This window comes from Methylocystis suflitae, from assembly GCF_024448135.1.
GTDB lineage: Bacteria > Pseudomonadota > Alphaproteobacteria > Rhizobiales > Beijerinckiaceae > Methylocystis > Methylocystis suflitae.
Genome location: NZ_JAMRYX010000103.1, coordinates 1 through 25,736, shown reverse-complemented (window position 1 = coordinate 25,736; position 25,736 = coordinate 1). Strand labels below are relative to the sequence as shown.

General features: G+C 64.4%; 23 protein-coding genes. 7 read left to right on the top strand and 16 right to left on the bottom strand.

Annotated features, from left to right (window positions below):
• Positions 1-131: 131 nt before the first annotated feature.
• Positions 132-1,115: a DnaJ C-terminal domain-containing protein gene (locus NEI07_RS08995; RefSeq protein ID WP_256034111.1), complete on the bottom strand. Its 984-nt coding sequence runs from the start codon at positions 1,113-1,115 to the stop codon at positions 132-134.
• Between the two features lie 119 nt (positions 1,116-1,234).
• Positions 1,235-2,014: an enoyl-CoA hydratase-related protein gene (locus tag NEI07_RS08990; RefSeq protein WP_256034113.1), complete on the bottom strand. Its 780-nt coding sequence runs from the start codon at positions 2,012-2,014 to the stop codon at positions 1,235-1,237.
• Between the two features lie 423 nt (positions 2,015-2,437).
• Between NEI07_RS08990 and NEI07_RS08985 the strand changes: the two genes are divergently transcribed.
• Positions 2,438-2,797, top strand: coding sequence for a MarR family winged helix-turn-helix transcriptional regulator (locus tag NEI07_RS08985; RefSeq protein WP_256034110.1), 360 nt, complete (start codon positions 2,438-2,440; stop codon positions 2,795-2,797).
• On the opposite strand, the gene NEI07_RS08980 is transcribed toward NEI07_RS08985, so the two are convergent.
• The 5 genes from NEI07_RS08980 to NEI07_RS08960 form a co-directional block, all read right to left on the bottom strand.
• On the bottom strand, positions 2,791-3,894 hold the full coding sequence (locus NEI07_RS08980; protein ID WP_256034109.1) for a lipocalin-like domain-containing protein: 1,104 nt from the start codon (positions 3,892-3,894) through the stop codon (positions 2,791-2,793). The genes NEI07_RS08985 and NEI07_RS08980 overlap by 7 nt on opposite strands.
• Positions 3,884-6,349 carry an ABC transporter permease gene (locus NEI07_RS08975; protein WP_256034108.1) on the bottom strand — a complete coding sequence of 822 codons (2,466 nt, stop codon included), beginning with the start codon at positions 6,347-6,349 and terminating at the stop codon, positions 3,884-3,886. Before NEI07_RS08975 ends, NEI07_RS08980 begins: the two co-directional genes overlap by 11 nt.
• 169 nt (positions 6,350-6,518) lie before the next feature.
• The gene (locus NEI07_RS08970; protein ID WP_256034112.1) at positions 6,519-7,178 is read right to left on the bottom strand and encodes an ABC transporter ATP-binding protein; all 660 of its coding nucleotides are present in this window, start codon (positions 7,176-7,178) and stop codon (positions 6,519-6,521) included.
• A 142-nt stretch (positions 7,179-7,320) separates the two neighbouring features.
• Entirely contained in the window at positions 7,321-9,672 is a 2,352-nt protein-coding gene (locus NEI07_RS08965) for a TonB-dependent receptor family protein (protein WP_256034107.1), read from the bottom strand.
• 611 nt (positions 9,673-10,283) lie between these two features.
• Complete coding sequence (locus tag NEI07_RS08960) at positions 10,284-10,733, bottom strand: copper uptake system-associated protein (protein ID WP_256034105.1); 450 nt, start codon at positions 10,731-10,733, stop codon at positions 10,284-10,286.
• Between the two features lie 135 nt (positions 10,734-10,868).
• Between NEI07_RS08960 and NEI07_RS08955 the strand changes: the two genes are divergently transcribed.
• Positions 10,869-11,420 (top strand): TetR/AcrR family transcriptional regulator, encoded by a 552-nt coding sequence (locus tag NEI07_RS08955; RefSeq protein ID WP_256034104.1) that lies wholly within the window; start codon positions 10,869-10,871, stop codon positions 11,418-11,420.
• Between the two features lie 31 nt (positions 11,421-11,451).
• On the top strand, positions 11,452-13,731 hold the full coding sequence (locus tag NEI07_RS08950; protein ID WP_256034103.1) for a YfhO family protein: 2,280 nt from the start codon (positions 11,452-11,454) through the stop codon (positions 13,729-13,731).
• Positions 13,732-13,931: 200 nt separating this feature from the next.
• On the opposite strand, the gene hemH is transcribed toward NEI07_RS08950, so the two are convergent.
• The gene (gene hemH / locus NEI07_RS08945; protein WP_256034102.1) at positions 13,932-14,939 is read right to left on the bottom strand and encodes a ferrochelatase; all 1,008 of its coding nucleotides are present in this window, start codon (positions 14,937-14,939) and stop codon (positions 13,932-13,934) included.
• A 167-nt stretch (positions 14,940-15,106) separates the two neighbouring features.
• Between hemH and NEI07_RS08940 the strand changes: the two genes are divergently transcribed.
• Positions 15,107-16,462 (top strand): O-linked N-acetylglucosamine transferase, SPINDLY family protein, encoded by a 1,356-nt coding sequence (locus NEI07_RS08940; protein WP_256034101.1) that lies wholly within the window; start codon positions 15,107-15,109, stop codon positions 16,460-16,462.
• Here the strand turns inward: NEI07_RS08940 and panB are convergent.
• Positions 16,446-17,273, bottom strand: a complete 828-nt coding sequence (panB, locus tag NEI07_RS08935; RefSeq protein ID WP_256034099.1) for a 3-methyl-2-oxobutanoate hydroxymethyltransferase — start codon at positions 17,271-17,273, stop codon at positions 16,446-16,448. The genes NEI07_RS08940 and panB overlap by 17 nt on opposite strands.
• Positions 17,274-17,351: 78 nt before the next feature.
• Entirely contained in the window at positions 17,352-17,489 is a 138-nt protein-coding gene (locus NEI07_RS08930; RefSeq protein ID WP_170162538.1) for a hypothetical protein, read from the bottom strand.
• 405 nt (positions 17,490-17,894) lie between these two features.
• Here NEI07_RS08930 and rpsF point away from each other — a divergent pair, with 405 nt between their 5' ends.
• Together rpsF and rpsR are read left to right on the top strand one after the other, a co-directional pair.
• The gene (gene rpsF / locus NEI07_RS08925) at positions 17,895-18,341 is read left to right on the top strand and encodes a 30S ribosomal protein S6 (RefSeq protein WP_256034098.1); all 447 of its coding nucleotides are present in this window, start codon (positions 17,895-17,897) and stop codon (positions 18,339-18,341) included.
• Positions 18,338-18,574, top strand: coding sequence for a 30S ribosomal protein S18 (gene rpsR / locus NEI07_RS08920; protein WP_014890780.1), 237 nt, complete (start codon positions 18,338-18,340; stop codon positions 18,572-18,574). The genes rpsF and rpsR overlap by 4 nt, the downstream gene beginning before the upstream one ends.
• Before the next feature lie 115 nt (positions 18,575-18,689).
• On the opposite strand, the gene NEI07_RS08915 is transcribed toward rpsR, so the two are convergent.
• From NEI07_RS08915 to NEI07_RS08890, 6 genes are all read right to left on the bottom strand, one after another.
• A complete protein-coding gene (locus NEI07_RS08915; RefSeq protein ID WP_256034096.1) occupies positions 18,690-20,504 on the bottom strand; it encodes a glucan ABC transporter ATP-binding protein/ permease in 1,815 nt (604 codons plus the stop codon).
• A gap of 176 nt (positions 20,505-20,680) precedes the next feature.
• Positions 20,681-20,998, bottom strand: coding sequence for an HPr family phosphocarrier protein (locus tag NEI07_RS08910; RefSeq protein ID WP_256034095.1), 318 nt, complete (start codon positions 20,996-20,998; stop codon positions 20,681-20,683).
• Positions 20,995-21,396 carry a PTS sugar transporter subunit IIA gene (locus NEI07_RS08905; protein ID WP_014890777.1) on the bottom strand — a complete coding sequence of 134 codons (402 nt, stop codon included), beginning with the start codon at positions 21,394-21,396 and terminating at the stop codon, positions 20,995-20,997. Before NEI07_RS08905 ends, NEI07_RS08910 begins: the two co-directional genes overlap by 4 nt.
• A gap of 189 nt (positions 21,397-21,585) precedes the next feature.
• Entirely contained in the window at positions 21,586-22,050 is a 465-nt protein-coding gene (locus tag NEI07_RS08900) for an HPr kinase/phosphorylase (protein ID WP_256034094.1), read from the bottom strand.
• Positions 22,047-23,969, bottom strand: a complete 1,923-nt coding sequence (locus NEI07_RS08895) for a sensor histidine kinase (RefSeq protein WP_256034093.1) — start codon at positions 23,967-23,969, stop codon at positions 22,047-22,049. The genes NEI07_RS08900 and NEI07_RS08895 overlap by 4 nt, the downstream gene beginning before the upstream one ends.
• 22 nt (positions 23,970-23,991) lie before the next feature.
• Complete coding sequence (locus NEI07_RS08890; protein WP_014890774.1) at positions 23,992-24,690, bottom strand: response regulator transcription factor; 699 nt, start codon at positions 24,688-24,690, stop codon at positions 23,992-23,994.
• 488 nt (positions 24,691-25,178) lie between these two features.
• On the opposite strand from NEI07_RS08890, the gene NEI07_RS08885 reads away from it, so the two are divergent.
• Positions 25,179-25,604: a hypothetical protein gene (locus NEI07_RS08885; RefSeq protein ID WP_256034092.1), complete on the top strand. Its 426-nt coding sequence runs from the start codon at positions 25,179-25,181 to the stop codon at positions 25,602-25,604.
• Positions 25,605-25,736 lie beyond the last annotated feature (132 nt).

Sequence of the window (25,736 nt, the reverse complement as noted above, 5' to 3'; positions counted from 1 at the left end):
TAGAATGGCGGGCTGGCGGCTTCGCCTTCGTGCTCGTTGGCGCCTTGGCGCCCGAAGCGATGCAGGCCGCGGCGGAAGCGGCTGCCGCCGCGGTCGCGGCGACGCCTGCCGAGGTTAAATAACCGAGGACCTCACGACATTTTGGCGCGCGGATCGTAAGGGTGCGCGTCGCGCCATTCCCGCATCCGCGCGTCGAGATCGCTCGACGCCGTTTCCGGCAGCATGATCTTCAGCGAGACATAGAGGTCGCCGGCTATTTTGCCGTCGCTCGCCGGAAGGCCTTTGCCGCGTAGTCGCAGCACGCGCCCGCTGTTGGAGTGCGGCGGGATGGTCAGCTCCACCTTGCCGTCCAGAGTCAGGGTCGGAACCCGTCCGCCGAGCGCGGCTTCATAAACCGTCACCGGCAGCTCCAACCGCAGGTCGCGGCCATCCAGCTTAAAGTATGGGTGCGGCGCGACCTTCACGGTGATCAGCGCATCGCCGGGTTCGCCCCCCATGGAGCCGGGCTGGCCCTGGCCGCGCAGCCGAATCTGCTTGCCGTCTTCGATTCCCGCCGGAATTTTGACTTCCAGCGTGCGGCCGCTGGGCAGAATGACTCGGGCCGAGCCGCCGTGCGCGACCGTTTCCAGCGGCACGGTGGCGGTGGCGACGACGTCGTCGCCCCGGGTCGGCTGGGGCCCCGCGCGCCGCCGCCCGCCGCCGCCGAATAGATCCGCGAAGAGGTCGGAAGGGTCAAAGCCCGCGCGCCCGCCGCCGGGCGCCTCATTGCCGAAGTGAAACTCGAAATGTTGATCGCCGCCGGGCGCGCCGCCGCCTGTGCGCCAACCGCGGGTAGAGCCGCCGGGGCCAGCGCCCCCGCCGGCGCCGAAGCCTTCGAAGCCGGTGAAGCGGGGTTTCCCGTCCGGACCGATTTCGCCCTTGTCGAATTGCGCCTTCTTCGTCTCGTCGCCGACGATCTCATAGGCGGAGTTGATTTCCGAAAATCGCTCCTTGGCCTTCAGATCGTCCTTGTTGCGGTCAGGGTGGAATTTCTTGGCGAGCTGGCGATATGCCTTTTTAATTTCGGCGTGACTCGCCGATTTGGGCACGCCGAGAACGTCGTAAGGATCGCGCATAATTTTCCAATCAGCCCATGTGAGCGCCCGCCCTTGGCGGCGCGGGCGCGTATGTCCGCCTATTATTTGGGAGAAGCCTGTTCGCAACGCAAGCGGCGAAGGTCGCGTCGCGCTGAAGCCTAGCGCGTCCGGGACGCGAAAAAGGCGGCGAAGCGCTCGCGCGCTTCGAGCGACGTCAGCGCCTTGGCGAAAAGCGCCGCTTCCGCGTCGATGCGCGACAATATGTCGTTCGGTTCGCCGCGCATCAGCCGCCGCGCCGCGAAAAGCGCCTGGCTGGGCTTTGCCGCGAGTCGCCGGGCGGCGTCCATCGCAAGATCGAGCACGCCTTCCGACGGCGCCAGCGCGTTAACGAGGCCCAGACGCAGCGCCTCGGCGCCGTCGAAGCTCTCGCCAAGCAGCAGATATTGGGACGCCTTCGCCATACCGAAGCGCTGCGGAACCAGCAGGCTTGCGCCGCCTTCGGGCGGCAGGGCGAGGTCGATGAACGGCATTGTGAAGCGCGCCTCCGAACTGGCGTAGACGAGGTCGCAGTGGAAGAGCAGGGTGGTCCCGACGCCGACGGCGTCCCCGCTCACGGCGGCGACGAGCGGCTTTCCGAAGGCCGCCGCCGCGCGAACGAAGGTCAGCGCCGGAAAAATCTCTGCGCCAATCTCTGCGCCAGGAGCAATATCTCGGCCAGGAGCAAAATCGCGAAAGTCGGCGAGATCATTGCCCGCGGAGAAATTGCCGCCCGCGCCGGCGAAGACGACGGCATGCACCGTCTCGTCACGGGCCGCCCCGTCGAGAGCGGCGATCAGCGCGCGATACATTTCGCGATCAAGGGCATTCTTCTTTTCGGGGCGGTTCATCAGCAGGCGCAACACCCCGAGATCCCTCGAAACGATGATCTTTTCCGACATAAGCGTCTCTCCAGATCGGCTCGCTGCGGCGAGTTTCGCCAAAGTTTCGAGGGAAGTCCCTAAGATAGATTCAATGCGGGCGCCGGGGCCGTGGGTCGCGACTTGCAGCAGCGTCGCAAGCGCGTAGATTTCAGCGTCGCCCGCTGCCCGTATCGCCAATCTTCTCGTCGCGCGCACGATGTTTTTCTTGCAAAGATTGACGACGTCCTCGCGCGCTTATAAAGCGCGCTTCAACGCGGGCCAGAATCGACCCGCGGGCGCGGCGCGCATATTATTTCTTTAATTCTCAAATGAGTCGCCCAGCGCGAGAACGACTCGGGAAGTAAGGGGTTTCATTTGACTCTCTGCGATCAGCCGCAAGGGACCCCACGCAAGGCGCCAAGTGAAGACGACCTGGCCGCGCTCGCGCAATTTCGCTCCGCCTTGCGAAGGTTCTTAGCCTTCAGCGAACAGGTCGCCGCGGATCATGGCGTGACCGTGCAATGGTATCAGGCGCTGCTGGTAGTGCGCACCTATCGCGGCGCAAAACACATCAGCGTCGGCGAACTCGCCGAGCAGCTGATGATCCGCGATCACAGCGCGGCGGAGCTGGTCTCGCGCCTGGCGCAGGCGAAGCTTGTCAGGCGAAAGACCGATCCGAGCGATCGTCGTAGATCGCTCGTCGTCATCACGCGGGCGGGCGACCGGCGGCTGTCGGAACTCGCCGCCGTGCATTTGAGGAAGCTTCGGGATACGCGAGGCGTTTTTATGAGCTTCTTTCGCGCGGCCGCGGAATCTCAGTAGCCCGTCATTTCGAGATAGCCCACGCCGCTGTGCGAACCCGTAAAGCGGATCGGACCTTCCCAATAGGCGAAATCGGTTCCCATCCAGCTTCTTGGATTGAGCGGCCGCGTCTCGACGTCGATCCCACGACCTGTGATCTTCACGCGCCAGCGGATCGGCACGGCGCGATCGCCGATGCGTATCGTCTCTAGAGGCTCGATGGCGATGCCTTCGCGCGCGAGCGGCGACGTTGCGCCCTCGGCGTCGATCCAGTTTCCGAAGAGGAACGGCGCCGCCTCGACGCTGCGCATGCGATACAGCATCAGCTTGGCGCCACCCTCAAGGTGCAGCGAAAACCAGTCCCAGCCTTTTTGATCGGGGCCCAGCGGCTGACTCGACCATTCGCGATCCATCCAGGCGCGGCCGGAGACCTGGATTTTGCGTCCGTTCATCGACAACGAGCCTTCCGCCGTAAAGAACGGCTGGCTGTAATAATAGGAGGCCTGTCCAGCCTCGGACTTGCGGCTGTAGCCGCCTTCGCCTTGCAGAACGATCGGTCCCTTCGCTGTGAGATCGAGCGCATAGGCGAAATTTTTGTCCCCCGCGGAAACGCGCAGCCGCTCGATTCCGGCGTCCGCAGAATCGTCGCGCGTTTCAAGAACCCAATCGTCGAGATAGGCGCGAAAGGGCGCCGCCTCGACGCCCGCCTGTCCAATTCCGCCGCGCGCGAATTTCTGCGCGAAGAGATGTTCGGCGGCGCTCGTCGCGGCCGCATGACCCATCCATACATTGCGGTCGTCCCAGCCGGCCCGCGCCGCATTTGGCTGCATTGCAAAGCGAAAGAGCGTCCATTGGACGCCGTATGCGGCGCCGTCATCGCCCGCTAGATTTGCGGTGACGTACCACCATTCGGTGCGAAATTCGGGGTGCGCGCCATGGTCTCTTGGAAACGCGAGCTGCGTTCCAGGTCGGGGAATCGCGAAGCCGGGCGCCGTCGCGCCAAGACCGCCGAAGCCTTCCGCCAGCGCGCCGCTCGACGACAGCGCGAGAAGAAGCGCGGATCGCCTCGAAATCGCCGAGCGTCGTTCGGGAGAACCGTTCGGGGACTTAGCGTTCATTAGAGAAGACCTTGAGCAGTTCGGTCGGCGAAACGCGCGCGAGCCTGGCGACGGGAATGAGCGTTGCAAAGAACGCGGCCCCGAGCGCGATAAGGAAAACGGCAAGCCATTGCGCCGGAAACATATGGAAGGGGAGTCGCCATCCGAAGGCGGCGACATTGACGATGGCCACGAGGCACCAGGTCATGAACAGGCCGAGAGGGATCGCGAAAGCCGCGGCGCCGGCGGCGAACGCCATGACCCGCGCCATTTCCAGGGCCGCCAGCTTTCGCCGCGTCACGCCGAGCGCCCAGACTGGCGCGATGCGGGCGCGTCGCATGTCGCTGAGCGTCAGCAGACTCGCGAAGAGCGCGACGCCGGACACGATCAGCGTGAGCGTGTTCAACGCCGTCGTGACGGCGAATGTGCGCTCGAAGATGTCCGTCGACAGCGCTTTGACGTCGGCCTGATCGACGATGCGCGCGATTTTTCCGCCAAAGCGCTGCTGCATGTTTTCGATGACGCGCGCCGTGGCGGCGGGATCGACGCGCAGGCTGTAATGCACGCCGGAGGCGTCGTCGAAATAGCGCTTCAGCTTCTCGTGATCGATGCGCAGCTGGCCCTTCGGATTGCCGTAATCGGGAAAGACGCCGACGATGCGGGCGCGCAAGTCTTGCCCAGTCGTCGGAATGTCCAGGGTTTCGCCGATCGCCAGACTGAGCCGGCGCGCCAGTTGCTCGCTGACGAGAACGGCGTTTTGGGCGTGCAGCGCTGTCCAAGCGTCCGGCGCGGCGTCGATCAAGGGAAAATGCGCCGTATAGGTTTCGTGAGGCGTCATGCCGACGATGTCGACGGGCCATCCGCCGATGCGCGTTTTCGCGCGCCAGACAGGAAGGATTGCGGCAATGTCGGGCTGCGTGCGCGCCCACGCCTCGATGTCGCGCGCATCGGCGGGCGTCGCCGCTTCGAAATAGATTTCGGCGACGAGGCGCGCGTCGAGCCAGCGCTCGAACGTTTGGCGAAAGCCCTCGACCATGCCGCCAACGCCAATGTTGGTCGCAAGCGCAATCAGCAGCGCCATCAGCGCAAGTGAAAGACCGGAAATTTCCTGACGTCCATCCGCGAAGAACCAGCGCGCGAGCGGCCTGCGCGCGAACCGCTCGCCAAGCGCCAGGGCGCCGGCAAGTCCGATGGGCAGGGAAAGAGCCGCGGCAAGAAGCGCCAAGCCGATGATCGCGAAGCCGGACGCAAGGCCTTCGCCAAAGCCGTATGCGCCGGCCGCCGCAACAAGGGCAAGCGCCGCGAGCGCCGCCTGCCGGCGCAAATAGCGGTGATGCGCGCCGCGCCAGGCCATAGGACGCGCGAATGACAGCGCCGGCAGCCGCAATGCTTTCGTCAGGCCACTCGCCGCCGCGAGCGTCGCGCCGGCGCCCGCCATCGCAAGGCCGGAGAGCCACCAGCGCGCATCGAGCGTAAGGCGATCGGAGATTTGCGCGCCGTAGAGGCTCTCGAGGCTTTTTGCGACGTCCGGCAGAAGCGCCTGCGCGATTGCATGACCGCCGAGGACGCCTGCGCCTCCCGCCAAGAGCGTCAGGACGGCGATTTCGCAGGCCATCGCCGCGACGAGATGAGGAGGGCCAACCCCAAGCGCGCGCAAGGTGCGCAGGGTCGGTAGTCGCTGTTCGAATGCGAGGCCGTAAGCGGCGTGCACGATGAACAGTCCGACGAGGAACGCAAGAAAGCCGAAGGCGGTGAGATTGAGGTGAAAACTCTCGGTCAGGCGGGCGAGATCGCTATCATCCTCCGCGACGAGTCGCAAAGCATCGCCGGCGACTCGTTTAAGCCGAGCCTCGTCGAACGTCTCCTCGTCGGCGATGACGAGACGCGAGAGTTTTCCGGGTCGATCGAGCAGGCGCTGCGCGACGCCGATGTCGACGATGATTGCGCCGGGGGGCGCTTCAGCGAGCGCCGCAAGCGGCGGGAGTTGCTCACCACGCTCGGTGCGCGGCTGCGCGCCTTCGGCGAGATCGAGCCGCCGCAAGGTCTCTCGCGCGACAAAGCTGCGGCCTGGGCCGGTGAAGAACTCTTCCAGAACGTCCGCGCGGCTTCGCATATGCGCGATCGGGGAGCGGCGCGGCAGCGACACCGGCTCGACGCCGATGATCCGAACATTCTTTTCGCCGATCCGGACGGCGCCTTCCAAGACTGGCGAGACGGTGACGCCTGCGCGGCGCAGTCTCACGAAGAGCTCCTGGTCAAACAGGCCGCCGCGAGCGGCGACGAGCGTTCTCGCGCCGCCGCCCGAAATCGCATTCGCCGCGGCGTCATAACTGTTGCGGGCCTGAGCGTTCAGCGCCTGCACGCCGCTCCACAGCGCCGTGGCGATGGCGAGGCCGAGCACGAGCGTCGCGAGGTTGCCTGGGCGTCGGCGCCAGTGGCTGATAAGCGCGGCGAGCGTCCAGACCGTCTCTCTCATATGACATCCGTTCGAACGGCTCGGATGTCATTCCCGACGCGCGCGCACAGCGCGCGATCGGGAATCCAGAGCACCATCAGCGTTCTTGGATTGGCTCTGGATTCCCGGTCAGGCCTTCGGCCTGCCGGGAATGACACGGTCCAAGCGAACGGATCGGTCGGAATTCGTTTCATTGCGCCGCCAGAAGACCGGATTCCAGCCGCACGCGGCGTTGCAATCGCGCTGCAAGTCGTTCGCTGTGCGTCGCCATCAGAAAGGCGCAGCCGGTCGCGGCGACGAGATCGAGCGCGAGCGCCATGACGGCGTCGCCGGTCGCTTCGTCGAGATTGCCGGTCGGTTCGTCCGCGAGCAGAAGCCTCGGGCGTACGGCGAGGGCGCGGCCGATGGCGACGCGCTGCTGCTGTCCGCCTGACAGCTCCTCAGGATATCGGGCGGCGAACGTCGCAAGACCAAGACGGGCGGTGAGTTCTTCCTGCCACGCCGGATCGTAGCGGCCGGCAAGTCGCGCCTGGAAGCCCAGGTTTTCGCCGACGGTCAGGCTCGGGATCAAATTGAACTGCTGAAAGACGACGCCGATCTTCTCGCGCCGAACGGCGGCCCGCGCATGTTCCGAAAGCCGCGTCAGCGCGACGCCATCGAGAACGATTTCGCCGAAATCGGCGTCGTCGAGCGCGCCGACCAGATGCAGCAGCGTGCTCTTGCCGCTGCCGGATTCGCCGGTCAGCGCCAGACTGGCGCCGGCGGCGAGGGTGAAGTCCACGCCGCGCAGCACGGGAATGCGGCCCTGCGGCGTAGGATAGGATTTCTTAAGCCCCTCGACGCGCAGCATTGGCGCGCGTGTCCGCCCAGCGGCGAGATTTTCCGGCGTCGCGTGAATCGACAAGCAGTGCGCCCTGATCGGACCGGCGAAGGCGGCCGGCGCGCCAGCCTTATATATGGCCCGCCGCACCGATCGCCCAAACGTCGCCGAGCTAGAACGCGAGGCGCAAGCCTCCGTAGATCGCGCGTCCCGCGCCCGGATAGAAGACCCTCGGGTCGAGACCGCGGGCGTCGACGATCGTGGTCACGTCGCTGATGTAGTGGCGGTTGGTCAGATTGCGCGCCTCGACAAAGAACGAGAGACCGTAGGGCAGCTTCATGCCGGCCTGGACGCCCAGCAAGACATAGCCCGGCGCCTGCAGCGTATTGGCGTAGTCGACGTAAGCGCCTCCCGGAACCCAATCCATCTGCGGCGCGAGATAGAGGCCGTCGGGCCGCCAATAGGACAGCGTGGTGCGCAAGACGTGGCGCGGAATGCCGGCCAGCGTATTGTCGCCGAAGTCGCGATCGCCGACGAAGCGGAAATCGTTCCAGGTCCAAACCTGCGACAGCTTCAGCGCGTCGCCCGCATCCGGCGCGAAAATATCGCGCAAGAGTTCGGCGCTCGCAGCGAATTCGACGCCCTGGTGCATGGTGCGCTTCGCGTTGAACGTCGTCGCCGGAATGCCGAGACCGGGATTTGTGGTGAATTTCAGCAGTTCGTCCTGTAGTTCCGAATGGTAGAAGGTGACGTCCCAGGTGTAGCGGTCCCATCTGCCGCGCGCGCCGAGCTCCCCGGTCCAGGCTTTCTGCGCCGCGAGCGGCGTGAATTTCGTGCCGTCGCGCGGCGGCGGAAACACGCCTTGCGTCAGGTCGATGAAGTCCGGCACATCGCGGCTTCCGGTCATGTCGGCGAAGAACTGAATGTCCGGCGTCGGTTCGTACATCAGACCCACCTTGGGCACGATGCCGCGGTAGACTTGGTCCGACACGCCGGGAACGGGCTCGAAGGGAATGCCGCCGAGAACCGCATAGCGGCGCGTATCGGCGAAAAGCTTGGCGCCGGACATGAAGGTGAGCTGCGGCGTGATGTGCAGGCGATTCTCGAAATAGGCTTCGAGATTGAACGCCGTCGCGCGGTTGTTGCGCAGACGCGGATCCAATCCCGGATTGATGAACAGGCCGCAGAAGCCGAAGCACGAATTCGCCGCGCCAAATTGCGCGAGTCCGTTGAACGAATAGGGCGGAAAGGAGAATTGCGCGTTGGCGAAGTTCGCGGGGATCCCGCCGTAGGGATTGAGCCGCACGCCATTGTAGTTATCGAACCAGTTGTCGCTCGACGATCCGCCCCAGACGCGGCCGCCGAGGATGAGTTCGTTGGGGTGGCCGTCGACGAGGAAATTCGAGGCGAGACGCGGCGTGACTCCCCAGGTCCCGCCTTCCTGTTCGATGACCACGAAAATCGGATGATAGAGATAATTGTGCGTGTACCAGCTGTTGAGGTCGATGCGGCCGATTTCGCTCAGGATCGTGGTCTTGTTCGAAATGCGCCAGTTCTTGACGTTTCGCGCCTGATTGGCGCCAAAGCCGTCCGGTCCAAAACCCGGCGGAAATGGCGGCAGCGACAGGCGCGGATCATTGCGCGCGTCGGACAGATTGAGTTGTCCGGGCAGCAATTGCCACGTGTCATAGACGCCGAAATAGAACCGCGTTTCGAGATCGTTGGAGAAGCGATAGCCGAGATTGCCGTTGAGCTGCGTGTAGTCCGTCGTCGAATGTTTTCTGTAGTTGTCGGCATGCGTAAACGTGCCGTTGATGAGAAAATCGAAATTGCCGATGATGCGCGACATCTGCGCTTGGCCGCGCACGGTTCCATAACTGCCGCCTTCAAGCGACACCATGTTCGGCGCGAGCGCCGTATAGGCGGTGGGCGAGATGAAATTGATGGCGCCGCCGAGCGTCGAGGAGCCATAGGCGAGGGCGTTGCCGCCTTTCATGACTTCGATCGCGCGAAAATATTTGGGATCGATCTGATACATGTCGCCGCCGCCGTCGGCGGAGTTCATCGGGATGCCGTCCTGCAGCAGCTCCAGTCCGCGCAGATGGAAGTCGCGCGTCAGATTTGAGCCGCGGATCGAAAGACGCAGTTCCTGGCCGTAGCGGCTTTCGACATAGACGCCTGGGACGTCCTTGAGCGCGTCGCGCAGGTCGTGAACGTAGCGGGTTTGAATCTCGGGCGTATTGGCGTCGACGAAGGCGGCCGAGCCGACGGTGCGCTCGAGTTCGCGGCGCTGCTCGGCGACAGACGGCACTGTGAGCGAGCCGCCTCCGCCGGTTTGCGTCCATGTGGCGGGGACTGGCGCCGTCGCCGTGGCCGGGGCGCGACCGCCGCCGCGTCCGGGGACACGCGGCTTGGCGCCGCCAATGTCGATGGTCGGCAGACTCTGTTGCGCAGAGGCGCTCGAGTCCGCGAGAGAAAGAAGGGCGACGGCGCAGGCGCCGCGCAGCAAGCCGGTCCGGAACATGGAAATCTCCTGAGCGGCGTCTCGCCGCGCGATCGTTAGGGGAAGACTGTCGTGATCAGGAGAAGCGGGGCGGCGCGCGCGGGGCGGCGCGCGAATGTGCGCGGACGTTTTTGGTGGGCGGCGCCTGAAGGGCGCAGAACGCGCGGCTTGCGGCGCGCGGAGGCGTATAGGCGATGGCGCCAGAGACGGATGCGAAAAAGGGAAAAACCAGGTCTTTCTGGCTATGACCGCAGAGCGAACAGCATTGCTCGCCGCCACAAGGATGCTTCGTCGGCGCAGGTTGGGAGGTATCCGTGCAGTGGACGGCCGTCCCCTGCGGCGCATGCGCGGGATGCGCCGGCGCCGAGGATGAAACCGCCGCGAACGCAAAAAGCAGCGCGATGCAAAGGGCCCCGATGCGCCGCAAAATCATCGAGCGAGGCGTTCTCGCAAGGGCCGCCATCTTGTCTCGTATCCTCGTGGCTGCGTCTCGCCGAAGGCGTGAAAGAAGGGGCGTCCAGAGCGCCGAACCCGAATGTTGGTAATATACCAAATTATGCGGCGCAACGCTTCGGCTGGCTTGAGGGACGTATTTCCGGTTGCTGTTGCTTCGGCGCAACAGTGAGCGACAGTTAGGGAAGGGGCTTGTGATGCGGATCGAGCGGCGAATGGCTCCCATCCGCCTCGACGGCGGCCATGCCGTCAAATCGGGAGAATCGCTCGACGACCTCGGGCGAGAGCCGCTTTTCTTCAGCCGCCAAGCGCCTTGAAAGCGCCTCGGCGTTCGCTTTCGAAACGCCGAGCTTTTCCAGCGTGGCGCTGTCCTTTAGGGCGTCGCCGGCGCAAAGCGAGATGCTCCACGCATCGCCCTTACGCGTAAGAAACGCCCGGCCGCCGAGTTCGCCCTGGCGCCAGTCGGCGACGGCGGCGTTGCCTTCGACGACGATGGCGTCGACGAACAGGCGCGTTTCGGGCTTGTCGAATGTTTCGAAAAGCAGGCGGCGCGCCGCCTCGGACCCTTCATCGGCCCGCGCGCTCAGGCACGCCGCCGCGCTGATCATCCCAACAAGAAAAAATCTCATCAATCCTCTCCAGCGCCGGCGTGGTGCGCCAAATTGGTATATTACCAATATAAGCTGGCGCAAGCGTGAGAGGCGTTTCCGCGGTGCGTTTTTTTTGATACGACGCTGGCGCGGCGAAGGTTTGATTGAACGCGAATGGCGATAGTGGAAAAAAGCGCGCGTCAGCGTATTCTGGACGCTGCCCTGAAAATACTCAGGAAGGAGGGCGTCTCCGCGCTGACCCAAACCCGCGTCGCCGCGGCGGCTGGACTGCGGCAGTCGCATTTGACCTATTATTTTCCGCGTAAGACGGATTTGCTCGCCGCGACGCTCGAGGCGTCTCATGCGCAGGCGCATAAGCGCAAGCGCGGTTCGACCGGAAGCGACGTCGATCCTGTCGAAGCGGTGCGCGCGCTCATGTTCGACCGCAACAGGATGCGCTTCTTCTTGAGCGTCGTGGCTCAGGCGAGCGACCAATCGGAAATCCGCGCAACGCTCGCCGCGCATGCTCGAGGCGTGGCCGAGCAGCTCGCGCCGCTCTTCGGCCGAACGGCCGACGACCCCGATATCATCGCCTTTATTGACATGCTGCGCGGCATGGGGTTGCGCCTCCTGCTGGAATCGGATGACAAGCGCCGTGCGACGGTTGATATCGACGCGCTCGCTGCGCGCTTCGGCCTCAGGCGGGCGCCTGAAGCGCGGCTTTGAGCCATGGCCTGAAGCCGCTAGAACTGTGGCCATGCAACGAATCGGTAAAAGCGCCGGCCGCCCGGAAGGTCAGCCCTACGCCCTCACGGCGGCGTTCTTCCTCGTCTGCGCGCTGGCGCTCGCCTTTCCCTGGCTTTCCGGGCGCGTCACCATTCCCTGGGACGCGAAAGCGCATTTTTTTCCGCAGTTCGCCTTTCTTGCCCACGCCCTGCACAGCGGCCAGTCGCCGTTCTGGACGCCGCATGTCTTTGCGGGGATGCCGCAGATCGCAGATCCGCAATCGCTGATCTTTTCTCCGTTTTTCCTGCTGGCGGCGGCGCTCGTTCCCGAACCGTCTTTCGTCCTGGCCGACGCAATCGTCTTCGCGATGCTGGCCATGGGCGGCCTTGCGCTCATCGCCTATTTTCGCGATCGCGGCTGGAGCGCCGCGGGAGGATTGCTCGCTGCTCTCGCATTCGCTTTTGGCGGCTCGGCGGCGTGGCGAATTCAGCATGTTGGGCAGATCATGAGTCTCGCCTGGCTTCCGGTCACGCTGTGGCTGCTCGCGCGGGGACTCGATCGGCGCTCGGCGCTCTACGGCGCCGCGGCGGGCGCCGCCGCCGCACTGCTGGTGCTGGGACGGGACCAGGTCGCGTTCCTGGGCGTGCTGATGCTTTCCGCCTATGCCGCCTATCGCGTCGCGACGGATGACCTGCCCAAACTCAGCGCGGTCACGCCGCTTGCGGCGGGCGCGCTCGTCGGTTTGACAATCATCGCCGTGCCGCTTGCGTTCACGCTGAATCTCGCCGCGCATTCAAACCGACCCGAGATTGATCTCGACGGCGCATTCAAGGGCTCGCTGCCGCCGGGCTCCTTCTGGACGCTGATCTCAGCCAATATGTTCGGAACGGACGGACCGCTCAAAAACTTCTGGGGGCCCCCGGCCGGCGAGCGCGACCTTTTCCTCGCGCGGAATATGACGGATCTTTATATGGGCGAACTGACGCTCGTATCGTTGATCGCGGCGCTGGGCAGGCGCTTCTTTTCGAATAAGGAAATCCGCTTCTTCGCCGCCGCCGCGCTGTTTTTCGCCCTTTACGGCCTGGGCCGCTATACGCCGGCCTTCGCCTTCTTCTATCATCTGCCGGGCGTCGACCTATGGCGGCGGCCGGCCGACGCAACATTCTTGCTCGGCGCGACGCTCGCCATCCTCGCGGGCTATGGCTTCAATCTCATTGAGCGGGGCGAAGCCGCGCCGCGCACGGCATGGCTTATCGGCGCCGTCACCGCGCTCTTCGCTGTCGCGCTGCTTGTCGCGGCCGCCAAGGGGCATCTTGACCAAGCCTCCTGGCCGCTGGCGACAAGCGCGATTTTTGCCGCGCTCGCTGTCGCGCTTATCCTCGCGACTCGCGACGGGCTGTTGCGCGGCCCGTATCTGCTCGCGGCGGTCGCCACGCTGATGAGCGTCGATCTTACAATCGGCAATGGACCCAATGAATCGACGGCCTTGCCGCCTGAACAGTTCGACGCCTTGCGGGTCGACGGCAAGGATCCGGTGATCGCCTATCTGCGCGGCAAGCTCAAGGAGACGGCGGGGCCAGATCGTCGCGACCGCGTCGAACTTGCGGCGATCGATTTCCATTGGCCGAATGCGTCGCTCGTCCACGGCTTTGATCATACTCTCGGTTATAATCCTATCCGGCTTCGGCTGTTCGAAGATGTAACCGGCGCCGGAGACCATCTCGCGCTTCCTGAGCAGCGTGAGTTTTCCAAGCTCTATCCTGCCTATCGCTCGGTCCTGTCGGACATGCTCGGTCTGCGATTTGTCGCGACCGGGGTGCCCATCGAAGAGATCGACGAGAATTACAAGCACGGCGACTTCGTCGAACTCACGCGCATCGGCAACGTTCGCATTTACGAAAATCCCCGCGCCATGCCGCGCGTCATGCTCGCCACCTGCGCCATCCACGTCGATTTCGCCGCGATGATGAAGAGCGGCGAATGGCCGGAGGCGGACTATCGCGAGACGGTGCTCCTGGAGACGCCGCCGATCTGCCATACGCGCAAAGATGCGCCGCCGGCGACGGCGAAAATCCTCTCCTATGAGAACGGCCGCGTCGTCGCCGAGGCCAGCGCGCCTCCAGGCGGAGGCTGGCTTATTTTGAACGACGTCTGGCATCCGTGGTGGTTTGCGCGCGTGGACGACGCAGAGGCGCCGATTCTGCGCGCGAACGTCATGTTCCGCGCCGTCCCTATTCCGGAAGGGCGCCATGAGGTGCGCTTCGAGTTTCAGCCGCTGCGCGGATTGTTGACCCAATTGTCGCGAAGATAGCGGAGCTTAATGTCGGCAATTGGCGCGTGACACGAATTTCTCTTTGCACGGCTCCGATGTCATTCCCGACGCGCGCAACGCGCGATCGGTAATTCAGTGCAAAACCAACATTGTTGGATCGGCTTCTCTGGATTCCCGGTCAGGCCTGCGGCCTGCCGGGAATGACATGGTCCGAGCGAATGGATCAGCCTGAATCCGTATTATATCCAGCCCGCAATCTCGCGCTTCGCCAAAGTCTCGATCAGCGCCATGCCTTCGTCGCTGTCGTTGAGACAGGGCAGGCGGGCGAATTTCTCGCCGCCTTTTTGAAGAAAGAGATCACGAATTTCAACGCCAAGCTCTTCGATCGTCTCAAGGCAATCAGCGGAAAATCCCGGCGCGACGACGGCGATGCGCTTGACGCCGGCGCCTGCAAGCTCGGTCACCACATTCGACGTATAGGGCTCGATCCACCGCGCGCGCCCAAAGCGCGACTGAAAGGCGAGACGCAGGCTTTGGGCGTTCATGCCCAGCCGTTCGCAGAGCAGCCGCCATGTCGCTTCGCAGTGATCGCGATAAGGATCGCCGCGATCGATCTGCGCCTGCGGAAGGCCATGGAACGAGGCGATGATGACCTCCGGTTCGAAATCGAGCGCGGCGCGCGCGCGCCTGATGCTTGCGGCGAGCGCGTCGATATAGGCGGGGTCGTCGTAATAGGGCGCGCCGATGCGGAGCGCCGGCTGCTTGCGCATCTCGCGCAGCGCGTCGAAAGCGGCGTCGGCGGCGGAGCCCGTGGTCGACGACGCATATTGCGGGTAGAGCGGCAGCACCGCGATCCGCGCGCAGCCCTTCCCGATCAAGGATTCGATCTGCGCCGCGATCGACGGCGCGCCGTAGCGCAGCGCGTAGTCGATGATGAGGCGGGAATCGCCCATCCGCGCCTGCAGCTTCTCGGCTTGCAGGCGCGTAAAGGTCTTCAGCGGACCCTCGCCGGTGTCGGCGTTCCAGATCGATTCATAGAGCTTCGCCGAATGCGCCGGGCGGGTGTTGAGCACGACGCCATAGAGGATCGGCAGCCAAAGCGCGCGCGGGAGGTCGACGACTCTGCGATCGGACAGAAATTCCGCCAGATAGCGCCGCACCGCCGCGACATCGGGCGCATCAGGCGTGCCGAGATTGACGAGAAGGAGTCCGACCGGCGCTTCTCTCGAGATCGTGGCTGACGTCATGATGAGCCTTGTTGCGGACCGCCCGCCTGAATGATGGCGCGGCAAAGGAATATCTTCTAGCGGCGGCGGTCCTGGCAACTCGCCAAGACGACGATCGCCGGGCGGCATGGAAATCGCTTCGCGCACGAAGGCCGGCTGATGTGCGATTGGCCCCGCGAAAGGGCGCCATGAAATCCATATCTCGCAGCCGCGCCATGTGCGAATGGGACGATTTCGACACTGCCGCGCCGCAAATTCGGGCGGCGCTCGCCATGCCGGATGGGCCGGCGACGCCCCCCTTCCTCCTGCTGTCGGAGCCCGGCATCACCGCCGGCGAACAGCGCGCCTGTTCCGAGAGCTGGACCGCCGCGCGGCTTTTGGCGGCCGGGCCGCTGCGCGCGAGCCTCGCGATGCGCTTCGATCTCTCCACCCGCAGCAGGATTCGTGTCGGTTATCTATCAAACGACTTCCACGAGCACGCGACCGCGCATCTTCTCGTCGAGACGCTCGAGGCGCATGATCGCGCCCGCTTCGAGATTCGCGCTTACAGCTATTGCGGCGTCGAGGGGGCGATGCGAACGCGGCTGCAGGCCGCCTTCGACGCTTTCGCCGACATTTCGGCGCTGACCGACGCTGAGGCCGCGCGCCTCATCAATGCCGATGGCGTCGATATTCTGATCGACCTTAAGGGCTTCACCCATGGCGCGCGCACCAGCGTGATGATGCTGCGGCCCGCGCCCGTTCAGGTCAATTATCTCGGCTATCCCGGAACGCTCGGAACGGGCGTGTGCGATTACATCGTGACCGATCGCTATGTCACGCCGCCGTCGTCGGCGTCGGCCTATTCGGAAGCCTTCGCCTATCTGCCACACGCCTATCAGCCGCATGGGCGCGGGACGCCGCTGCGCGCGCCGCCCTCGCGGGCCGCCGCCGGTCTGCCGGCGGAAGGCTTCGTTTATTGCTGCTTCAATCAGGCCTACAAGCTCACGCCCTTCATCTTCGACCTTTGGGCGCGACTGCTCGAGGCGACGCCGGGCGCGGTGCTGTGGCTTTCGGCGGCGATGCTGGCGGAAGGCAATCTGCGCAATGAAATGCGCAGACGCGGAATTGACGCGGCGCGGATGATCTTCGCGCCGCATTTGCCGCAGGCCGAACATCTGGCCCGCCTGCAACTCGCCGATCTCGCGCTCGACACCGCGCCCTTCGGCTCACATACGACGGCGAGCGACGCGCTTTGGGCGGGCGTGCCGATCGTGACCTGCGCAGGCGACACCTTTCCCTCGCGCGTGGCCGGGAGCCTCTTGCATGCGATCGGATTGCCCGAGTTGATCGCGGCGGATTTTGATGAATATTTGGAGATCGCGCTGGTCTTGGCGGGAGATCCCGTTCGTTACGCCGAACTGCGGGAAAAGCTCGCCGCCAATCGCCTGACGACGGCGCTTTTCGACGTCCATGCCTACACGCGCGCGCTGGAATCGCTGTTTGAAGACATGTGGCGCCGGCGTCTTGCCGGCGCGCCGCCCGTCGTCATCGGAGCGGCTTAAGACCCGCCGCGCGCTCGAAGGCGAACCGTTCGTCGTCGGCCATATGAAAGGCGTGCTCCTCCGCCGGAAAGTGCCCGGCGCGAACGTCGCGCGCATAGGCCTCGACGGCCTCGCGCAGCGCCGCGCCAACGGCGCCGTAGCGGCGGTTGTGCTTGAATTCGCGCGCCGTGATCCCTGCGAGATCGTTGACGACGAGCACCTGTCCGTCCGTCGCCGCGCCGGCGCCGATGCCGATCGTCGGCGCGCCGATCGCTTGCGTGATGCGCGCCGCGAGCTCCTGCGGCACGAGCTCCAGCACCACAAACTTCTGTCCGGCGGCGTCGAGCGCCAGCGCGTCGTCATAGAGTTTCGCGGCGGCCTGCGCCGTCTTGCCCTGGCGCCGCTTCACGTCATGATGCTGCGATTCGAGGCCCAGATGTGAGCACACGTCGAAGCCGGCCGCCGTCAAGGCGCGCATGATTTCAACTCGCGCGCCCTCGAATTTCACGCAATTGGCGCCAGCCTCGCGCAGCAGGCGCGAGCTTTCGATCGCCTGCTGGGGCGTGTCATAGGTCGCATAGGGCAAATCGCCGATGATGTAGATCTCGGGAGCGCCGCGCCTTACCGCCGCGATGTGATGCGCCATATCGGCGAGCGTCACCTCGCGCTCATGGGCATAGCCCAGAACATTCACCCCGACGCTGTCGCCGACGAGGATAATGTCGACGCCGGCCTCCGCCTCGATGCGCGCGGTCGGCGCGTCATAGGCGGTGACGACCACGATCTTCTCGCCTCGGCGCTTCATGTCGAGGAAGGTGCTGGCGTTGGGCAAACGGCGACTCCGGCGCGCCTAATCGTCAGGACGACAGTCTATATCAAAACGGCTTGCGCTCTGGCTGGGGATAATGCGTCAGCGCGCCACGCCGTCCCTGCAGGCGTGCGGCTGGCCGGGAACGCGTAATTCCTGAAAGCCGCCGCATTTGTCGCAGGCCGACAGCAGCGCGGAGAGGGCCGCCAGCAGCGCGAACACTCGGAATTTCCGCGTCATCTCGTCTCTCCTGGCGGCGGCTTGACGGCGCGACCATACTGGCCTAGCCGCCCTGCGGCAAGCCGTGAGGCCCTGCGCTCTTGCATCCTGCTTAAAGCCGCGTATAAACCGCCGATCGCGACGTTCCCGGCCGGGGGCTGAACGGAAGCGCTCGAGCGCATATTCCCGAAACGCGCAAAACGGTTTTCGGACAAGAATATGCACAGAGATCGCATATTCCCGAAAAGTGCAAAGCGGTTTTCGGACGAGAATATGCGTAGCTCAACGAGCGAGGGGTTAAATTCCCGCCTTCCCGTGCCTCCGCCTTCGAACTTTCCTTCTCGAGCCTTTCCGGGGCAGGTCCCCAAGAATCGCTCGAAGGGCTTGGCGCCGGAGCGGCTCGCGGCAACGGAAAGGCGAAAATCCATGCCTCTTTACGAGCATGTCTATCTCGCCCGTCAGGATGTTTCTCCCCAGCAGGTGGAGGCTCTGACCGGGCAGTTCAAAAATGTCATCACGTCGCTCGGCGGCACGGTCGGCAAGATCGAATATTGGGGCGTCAAGTCGCTCGCCTATCGGATCAACAAGAACCGCAAGGCGCATTTCACCCTGATGAACATCGACGCGCCGCCGGCGGCGATCGCCGAGATGCAGCGCCAGCAGAGCATCAACGAAGATATTTTGCGCGTGCTGACGCTGCGCGTCGACGAGCTGGAGGAGGGTCCTTCCGCCCAGCTTCGCAAACGTGAAGACGACGACCGCGGCGAGCGCCGCGGCCCGCGCGGCGACAGAGGCGATCGTGGGGATCGGGGAGATCGTCCCGAGCGTCGCCCGCGCCGCGAAGAAGGCAAGGTTGAAGGAGAGGTCGAATGAGCACCGCCCCGCGCCGCCCCTTCTTCCGCCGCCGCAAGTCCTGCCCGTTCACCGGCGCCAACGCGCCGAAGATCGACTACAAGGACACGCGTCTCCTGTCCCGCTACATCAGCGAGCGCGGCAAGATCGTGCCTTCGCGCATCACCGCCGTTTCGGCCAAGAAGCAGCGCGAACTCGCCCAGGCGATCAAGCGCGCCCGATTCTTGGGCTTGCTGCCTTACGTGATCCGCTAAGAAGATCGCGTTTTTGAAGCCTATGGCCGCGTCCCGAAAGGGGCGCGGCTTTTTTATTTCGACTGATTCGCGGTTATCCGTCGCTGGCTTGCTTCTCCGCAGCGCGCTTGCATCCTCACCCCGCCGGCTGCGGCGCGGTCGCTTCGTAAACACCGTCGAGCGGCGTCGTCGAAACGGTGGGCTCGGTCATGAACTGCGCCGCCGCGAGCATGGCGAAGCGGCCGCCCTTCGCCACCAATTCATCGAAGCCGCCGCTCTCGACGATCTCGCCCTGATCGAAGACGAGAATGCGGTCGGCGTTGCGCACGGTGGACAGCCGATGGGCGATGACGAAGGTCGTGCGGCCCTTCATCGCCGCCTCCAGCGCCTTTTGGATCATCCGCTCGGTGGTCGCGTCGAGCGCCGAGGTCGCTTCGTCGAACACCATGATCGGCGGATTTTTCAACAGCGCCCGGGCGATCGAGAGCCGCTGGCGCTCGCCGCCTGAGAGCGAGCGGCCGCGTTCGCCGACGCGCGTCGCCCGCCCGTCGCTCTGATGCGCGACGAATTCCGTCGCCTGCGCCAGTTCGAGCGCATGGGCGATCTCCTCGTCCGTCGCGTCCGGATTGCCGATTCGCAGATTTTCCTCGATCGATCGCGCAAACAGCATCGGCTCCTGAAAGACGACGCCGATGTTGCGGCGAAGCGAACTCAAGGTGAATTCGCGGATGTCGACGCCGTCGATTTTCACCGAGCCGCTGTCTGGATCGAAAGCCCGATGCAAGAGCGCGAGCGTCGTTGATTTTCCAGAGCCTGTGGAGCCGACGAGCGCAATCGTCTCTCCAGGTTTGGCCACAAACGACACGTCGCGCACCGCCGGCCGTCGTCCGTCGTAGGAAAAGGTGACGTTGTCGAATTCGACCGCGCCCACAAGCCGCTCCGCGTCGCGGGCGTGCGGGCGATCGGCGACGCTCGCCGGCGTGTCGAGCACGCCGAAGAATTCCGCAATCTTCGCGGACTGCTGAAACAGCACATTGACGAAGCCGACCGCCTGTTCGAGGCGGGCGATCAGCATCGTTGCAAAGCTCATGAAGGCGACGATCTCGCCGATCGTCGCCTGTCCGCGCAAATGCAGCAGGACGCCAAGCAGGAAAATCGCCAGAATCGTCAGCGTCGCCGAGGCGCGGCTGGCGACGGCGACGAAGGCCCACCAGGAGAGAACCGGCATCTGCGCCGCGATGACGTCATCGATGATGCGGTTGAGCGCATGCGACTCGCTTTCGATGCGCGTAAAGCTCTGCACCACCGGGATGTTGCCAAGCGCATCAGACGCATGTTCGGCAAGCGTCGAATTGTAGCGCTCGACCTGTCCCTGCAGATCTTCCGTGCGTCGCAGGACGAAGCTCGTCACGAAATAAAAGATCACGACAAGCGCCATGAGCAGGGAGCCGAGCCGCCAATTGACGAACAGCGTCGCCGGCAAGAGCACGAACAGCGCGACGAAGGACGCGCAGTTCTCGCGAAAGAACGACAGCCACAGCCCCGACATGGCGTTCGCCCCATCGAGCATGATCTTTAAGAGACGTCCGGAGTGGACGTTGGTGTGAAAACTCAGCGGCAGGCTGAGAACGTGGTCGAAATAATCCGACATGATCGCGAGCCGGCGGCGATGCGCGAGACGATCGGCGTTGAGGCCGACGAGAATGGCGCCGCCGATCGAAAACAGGCCGAAGGCGGCCCAGGCGGACACGAGCGGCAGCAGATCGCTCCATGTCAAAGTCTCGCCGGGCGCTTGCGCGCGCGTCATGCGGTCGATGATGCGCCCAAACAGCATCGGCTCGGCGAAGGCGGAGACGGCGAGCGCGAGATTGGCCGCGACCAGGATGAGCGCGAGCCGCGCCTGAGGCCGCAACAGCCCCAGCACCCGCACGTAAACTTTAAAGACCGACATTTGACGACGCCTGCCAGCTGGGGAGGGTTCAGCAACGTGCGAGGGATCGCACCTTTCGCGTTGCCTTCAAAATAACGCGGCGACTGTGGCGGACGCGCTCTACAGAGCTGGCCGCTTGCGCGCAAGGTTTGGCGAGCGCGCGCTTGCAGCCGCGTCCGGCGGCCTCTTGCGCCGAGCTATTCGTCCTCGCCGAAGCGATTGGCGACGAGCGTCTCCAGCGCGTCGAGGGCCGCCTTCGCCTGTGGGCCCGTCGCGGTGACGGTGATGGTCGCGCCCTGGCTTGCGCCCAGCGTCAGAATGCCCATGATCGAGCTGCCGCCGACGGTTTCGTCGCCTCTCGAAACAGTGATGACGGCGTCGAATTTCTCGCAGCATTGCACGAATTTGGCGGTCGCCCGGGCGTGCAGCCCCTTCTTGTTGACGATCGCGAGCTCCCGCGACAGAGACTCTTCGGCCGAAGCCTGATGCAATTTATCGGTCACGAGGTCATTCATTTAGCGTTGAGCACTTTGCTGGCGATGTAAACATATTTGCGGCCGGCGTCCTGCGCCTGCAGCACCGCCTGCTCCAAAGGTTGCGTATCGCGGACCGACGCGAGTTTGATGAGCATCGGCAGGTTGACCCCCGCGAGAACCTCCACCTTTCCGCCATCCATTACGGATATTGCTAAATTGGAGGGCGTGCCGCCGAACATATCGGTGAGCAGCACCACGCCGTCGCCGCTGTCGGCCTCGCGGATCGCCTCAATGATATCCCCGCGCCGGCGCTCCATATCGTCCTCGGGCCCAATCGAGATCGCCGCAATCTGCTTTTGAGGTCCGACGACGTGTTCGAGCGCCGCGCGAAACTCAGTGGCAAGGTGGCCATGGGTCACCAAGACCATTCCGATCATACGACCCTACCACTCATGAAGACGTCTCTTGCGCGCCGATGTCTCGTAAAATGCGTCGGCCCGCAAGGGCGAACGGAGCCAAATTGCATCCTAGGAGGAGCCGTTGCGCCCGCCGTGATCGCCCCGCTCAACAGGGGCGACATTTTGTGCAACGCGGCGAAATAGGCAAGCGAAAACAGCAGGACTCCGTCAATTTGTCGCAACGTTCTGAATGTAAGCCGCAATCCGCGCCGCCACCCCGACGTTTGCGGCGTTTTCGAACATACGCGGCAGCGTCACGCCGCTCAACCGAGTCATTGCGTCGTCCTCGTCCGGATATCTTTTCGGCGACTCGCCGGACGCGAGGAGGTCCACTACGGCCCGCAAGACGCAGGCCGGCTCATAGGCGACGCGTAACAGCCCGAGACCGCGCGCCTCGATCATGCCGCGGATCGACGGGTGCGGCCTGGCGATCAAACGGCCGTTACGCGCTTCGAGCGCGATACGATCGTCGCCGACAAGCGCCGCGAAAGCGCCGCGCGCCCGCCAGTCGGCGACAAGCTGTAAGCTGAGCGCGCTCTTGCCGGCGCCGGACGGCCCGCGCAGCAGCAGGCCGAAATCGCCGAGAACCAGCGCAGTCGCGTGAATATATTCGGACGCTGGCGGCGGCGTCATCGCGCCGAAGGCAACCAGACGACAAAGCGCGCGCCGAGCACGGCGTCGCCGAGGCGCCGCTCGTCAGTGCCCTGCGGATGCGCGTGGGTGCGGTTGAGGGCGCGGATGCGTCCGCCATGCGCCTCGATGATCTGGCGGGAGATCGAGAGCCCGAGTCCCGAGTTCTGGCCAAACCCCTGTTCCGGCCGGTCGGTGTAGAAACGCTCAAAAATGCGTTCGAAGGCGCCGTCGGGAATTCCGGGGCCGTCGTCATCGACGATGATCTCGAAGCCCTCGATCTGCTGGCCGCCGGGCCCTTTGGCCCGTTCCGGCCACAGCAGCACGCGCACGACGCCGCCGGGCTTTGAAAACGACCGGCCATTGTCGATGAGATTGTTGAACACCTGGCCGAGACGCGAGTCATTGCCGAGAACGCGCCAGCGGCTGCGCGGCGCATCGTACTGAGAAGAGCGCACGGTCAGTTGAATCTTGACGCCGTCGCCGCGATCCACGGCGCGCGCCAAGTCGACGACGGTTGATAGCGCCGCCGCGAGATCGACCACGTTCATGTCGGCGCGCGCGAGTTCGGCGTCGAGACGAGACGCGTCGGAAATATCGCTGATCAAACGATCGAGCCGGCCGACGTCATGCTTGATGATGGCGAGCAGCCTGTCGCGCGACTCCTCGGTCTTGGCGATCGGCAGCGTCTCGACGGCGCTGCGCAGAGACGTCAACGGGTTCTTGAGTTCATGCGCGACATCCGCAGCGAAATGCTCGATCGCGTCGATGCGGTTGTAGAGCGCCTTCGTCATGTCGCGCAGCGCGCCGGAAAGATGGCCAATTTCGTCCGGACGGTCTGAAAAGTCCGGGATCTCCTGGCGGGACTTCACGCCGCGCCGCACGCGCTCGGCCGCCTCGGCGAGGCGGCGCATCGGTTCGGTGATCGTATTGGTGAAGAACAGCGAAATCAGCAGCATCACGCCGGCCGAGACCAGAAAGATGCGGATGATGCCCCAGCGTTCCGTGACGATGACGGCGTCGATGTCGCCGCCCATGGTCGAGAGGAGCAACGCGCCGCGCACCGACCGGAAGCGCTGGACCGGGACGGCGACGGAAATGATGGTTTCGCCCCTGGCGTTGGCGCGCACCACCGAATGAATGTGGCCGCCGAGCGCGCTATCGACCTCAGGATAGGCTTTGCCATTGCCCATGCCGATGTCTTCGTAAAGCGGCAGCTCCGGCCGATGGGACAGCCGCTGGACAAACTCCAGCGATCTTTCGAGGAAGGACGAGGAGTCGAGGGTCGTGGGCTGGCCGGCCGCGGGCGGCAACTCGAAGCGCAGAATGTTCGAGCGACCCGAGACGGAGCGCGAGTCGAGCAGCAAAAAGCCGTCGCGGTCGTAGATGCGCGCCCGCAGCCGCGTCGGCGACACCAGACGCCGCAGCAGCGGCCCGACGCGTTCGGGATTGAGCGAAAACTCCAGCGGAGACCCGCCGTCGGCGCCGCTCGCGCTCTCTCCCGGCGCGAGCTTCAACAGTTTTTCCGGATCGATGGAGATGGCGTCGGTGTCCACCGTCGCCGAGGCCGCCACCGCCGCGGCGATGATCTCGCCCTGCGTCTGCAGGCTTTGCACGCGGGCGTCGATCAGACCTTCGCGAAACTGGTTGAGGTAGAGGAAGCCGGCCAGCAGCGCGACAAGCCCGCCAAGATTGAGAACGACGATGCGGCGGGTGAGCGAGGACGAAAGATGCGACTGGACCGTTCGCTGCACAGTTCGCTGCGCCCGCGCCAAACGCACTGAGATCGTCCGCCACAGGCGGGCCCGCACCGCCGCGGCGGTGCGCGCAGGAGCGGGCGCCGGGACCGCCGGACGCGGCGCTTCCGCGGCCGGGTCGCCGACGGCGGTCACGTCGCCGTCACCCTCGATGCTTGCGTCCATCTCGCGTCCCCTCCGCGAGAGCTCAGGCTTCCTTGAATCGATAGCCCACGCCATAGAGCGTCTCGATCATTTCGAAATCGTTGTCCACCACTTTGAATTTCTTGCGTAATCGCTTGATGTGGCTGTCGATCGTTCGATCGTCGACATAGACCTGGTCGTCATAGGCCGCGTCCATGAGCGCATTGCGGCTCTTCACGACGCCGGGACGCTGCGCCAGCGACTGCAAAATCAGGAATTCGGTCACGGTCAGCACCACCGGATCGCCGCGCCAGGTGCAGGTGTGGCGCTCAGGGTCCATCACCAGCGCGCCGCGCTCCAGGACCTTGGCCTCCGATTCCTTCTGCGCCGCGGCCTCCTTGGGATTGGCGCGCCGCAGGATCGCCTTCACGCGCTCGACGAGCAGCCGTTGCGAGAAGGGCTTATGAATGAAGTCGTCCGCCCCCATCTTCAGGCCGAACAGCTCGTCGATTTCCTCGTCCTTGGAGGTGAGAAAAATCACCGGGAGGTCCGACTTCTGCCGCAGTCGACGCAGAAGCTCCATGCCGTCCATTCGCGGCATCTTAATGTCGAAGATCGCCAGATCGGGCGGGTTGGCGCGCAGCCCGTCGAGCGCCTGCGCGCCGTCGGTATAGGTCTGGACGCGATACCCCTCGCCCTCCAGCGCGATGGAGACAGAGGTGAGAATGTTTCGATCGTCGTCGACGAGAGCGATGGTCGGCATCTTCACCCTTTGCTATTTGCGGCCGCAATTTAACGTCCGGGCCGGCGCGACGTGACTGCGCTTTCCGCGCGAAACGGCCGCCCCCGACTCCTCGAAGGGCGCGACGTCGATGCTCAACAGTCGACACTCTTATCGACTCGACGGCGGGACGTTCGTAAGGCGCCGTCGACCCGACAAAGTCCGAGGCCAAGGCGGCTGAAATGTGGCCGACGTCCGTTCCCAGGTGCGGCGCCGCCTCGATGCCGCTGGACCGCTTATACACAGTATTGCTGAAAAAATCACCTTGTGCCAGGGCATGCACGATTAAACATAATGGCGACAATGGGATAGCTTGGCCGCAGCGCCAGTCTGGCGGCGCCCCGGGGGGGTGGAAAATCGCGGCTTTTCACCAATCTGCTATAGGTTCTTTCAGCCCCGACGCCGCTTGGTTCATAAGGCGCAAGTAAAAAAGAGGCGCAGCGCGCGGGTCACCCCCAGGGAGTGGATGGATGAGCGAAGACTGGGCATATCAGGTTCGGGTCAATCTCGTCGACGCGGCGGCCAAGCTCGCGCGCAAGGATCCGGAAAATCCGGCGTTAAAACCGCTCAGCGACATTCTCGCCAAACATAATGCGAAGCTTCGGAACCAGCTCGACGCCTTTTCCGACTATGTCGCCGCGGCCGAACAGCGCGGCGAGGAGAATTTCCCGCTCTACAAATGGACCAAGGCGGTGATCGAAGACCCGGCGAAAATCGAAAAGCACAGCAAAGCTTTCTCGATCCATGTCGCCGGTGAGGAAATCTATGGAAAGGACGTCGCCGACGCGCTGGAGGCGGAACTTCAGCCCCTCGTCGGCGGCCCGCTGGTGACGCGGCTCACCAAGCACGACAGCAATCCCGCCAACAATCCGCAGGCCCCGGCGCAATACCGGTAAGATTTGCGCCCCCTCCGGCTCGCTGCGCTCGGCGCCCCCGCTACGCGGGAGAGGGAGGAACGGCGCCTCGGCTGAATTTTCCAAAGGCCTGGAACGATGATGAAAGTCGAGGCCAGGAAAGGCGATGAAACG

Bases quoted from the DNA above. Each gene is read 5' to 3' on its own strand.
- NEI07_RS08890 (WP_014890774.1), bottom strand. From the start codon at position 24,690: ATGCCGACCATCGCTCTCGTCGACGACGATCGAAACATTCTCACCTCT.
- NEI07_RS08965 (WP_256034107.1), bottom strand. From the start codon at position 9,672: ATGTTCCGGACCGGCTTGCTGCGCGGCGCCTGCGCCGTCGCCCTTCTT.
- NEI07_RS08905 (WP_014890777.1), bottom strand. From the start codon at position 21,396: ATGATCGGAATGGTCTTGGTGACCCATGGCCACCTTGCCACTGAGTTT.
- NEI07_RS08915 (WP_256034096.1), bottom strand. From the start codon at position 20,504: ATGTCGGTCTTTAAAGTTTACGTGCGGGTGCTGGGGCTGTTGCGGCCT.
- NEI07_RS08930 (WP_170162538.1), bottom strand. From the start codon at position 17,489: ATGACGCGGAAATTCCGAGTGTTCGCGCTGCTGGCGGCCCTCTCCGCG.
- NEI07_RS08895 (WP_256034093.1), bottom strand. From the start codon at position 23,969: ATGGACGCAAGCATCGAGGGTGACGGCGACGTGACCGCCGTCGGCGAC.
- NEI07_RS08885 (WP_256034092.1), top strand. From the start codon at position 25,179: ATGAGCGAAGACTGGGCATATCAGGTTCGGGTCAATCTCGTCGACGCG.
- NEI07_RS08900 (WP_256034094.1), bottom strand. From the start codon at position 22,050: ATGACGCCGCCGCCAGCGTCCGAATATATTCACGCGACTGCGCTGGTT.
- NEI07_RS08960 (WP_256034105.1), bottom strand. From the start codon at position 10,733: ATGAGATTTTTTCTTGTTGGGATGATCAGCGCGGCGGCGTGCCTGAGC.
- NEI07_RS08980 (WP_256034109.1), bottom strand. From the start codon at position 3,894: ATGAACGCTAAGTCCCCGAACGGTTCTCCCGAACGACGCTCGGCGATT.
- NEI07_RS08955 (WP_256034104.1), top strand. From the start codon at position 10,869: ATGGCGATAGTGGAAAAAAGCGCGCGTCAGCGTATTCTGGACGCTGCC.
- NEI07_RS08990 (WP_256034113.1), bottom strand. From the start codon at position 2,014: ATGTCGGAAAAGATCATCGTTTCGAGGGATCTCGGGGTGTTGCGCCTG.
- NEI07_RS08970 (WP_256034112.1), bottom strand. From the start codon at position 7,178: ATGCTGCGCGTCGAGGGGCTTAAGAAATCCTATCCTACGCCGCAGGGC.
- rpsF (WP_256034098.1), top strand. From the start codon at position 17,895: ATGCCTCTTTACGAGCATGTCTATCTCGCCCGTCAGGATGTTTCTCCC.
- NEI07_RS08995 (WP_256034111.1), bottom strand. From the start codon at position 1,115: ATGCGCGATCCTTACGACGTTCTCGGCGTGCCCAAATCGGCGAGTCAC.
- NEI07_RS08950 (WP_256034103.1), top strand. From the start codon at position 11,452: ATGCAACGAATCGGTAAAAGCGCCGGCCGCCCGGAAGGTCAGCCCTAC.
- hemH (WP_256034102.1), bottom strand. From the start codon at position 14,939: ATGACGTCAGCCACGATCTCGAGAGAAGCGCCGGTCGGACTCCTTCTC.
- NEI07_RS08940 (WP_256034101.1), top strand. From the start codon at position 15,107: ATGAAATCCATATCTCGCAGCCGCGCCATGTGCGAATGGGACGATTTC.
- NEI07_RS08975 (WP_256034108.1), bottom strand. From the start codon at position 6,349: ATGAGAGAGACGGTCTGGACGCTCGCCGCGCTTATCAGCCACTGGCGC.
- rpsR (WP_014890780.1), top strand. From the start codon at position 18,338: ATGAGCACCGCCCCGCGCCGCCCCTTCTTCCGCCGCCGCAAGTCCTGC.
- NEI07_RS08910 (WP_256034095.1), bottom strand. From the start codon at position 20,998: ATGAATGACCTCGTGACCGATAAATTGCATCAGGCTTCGGCCGAAGAG.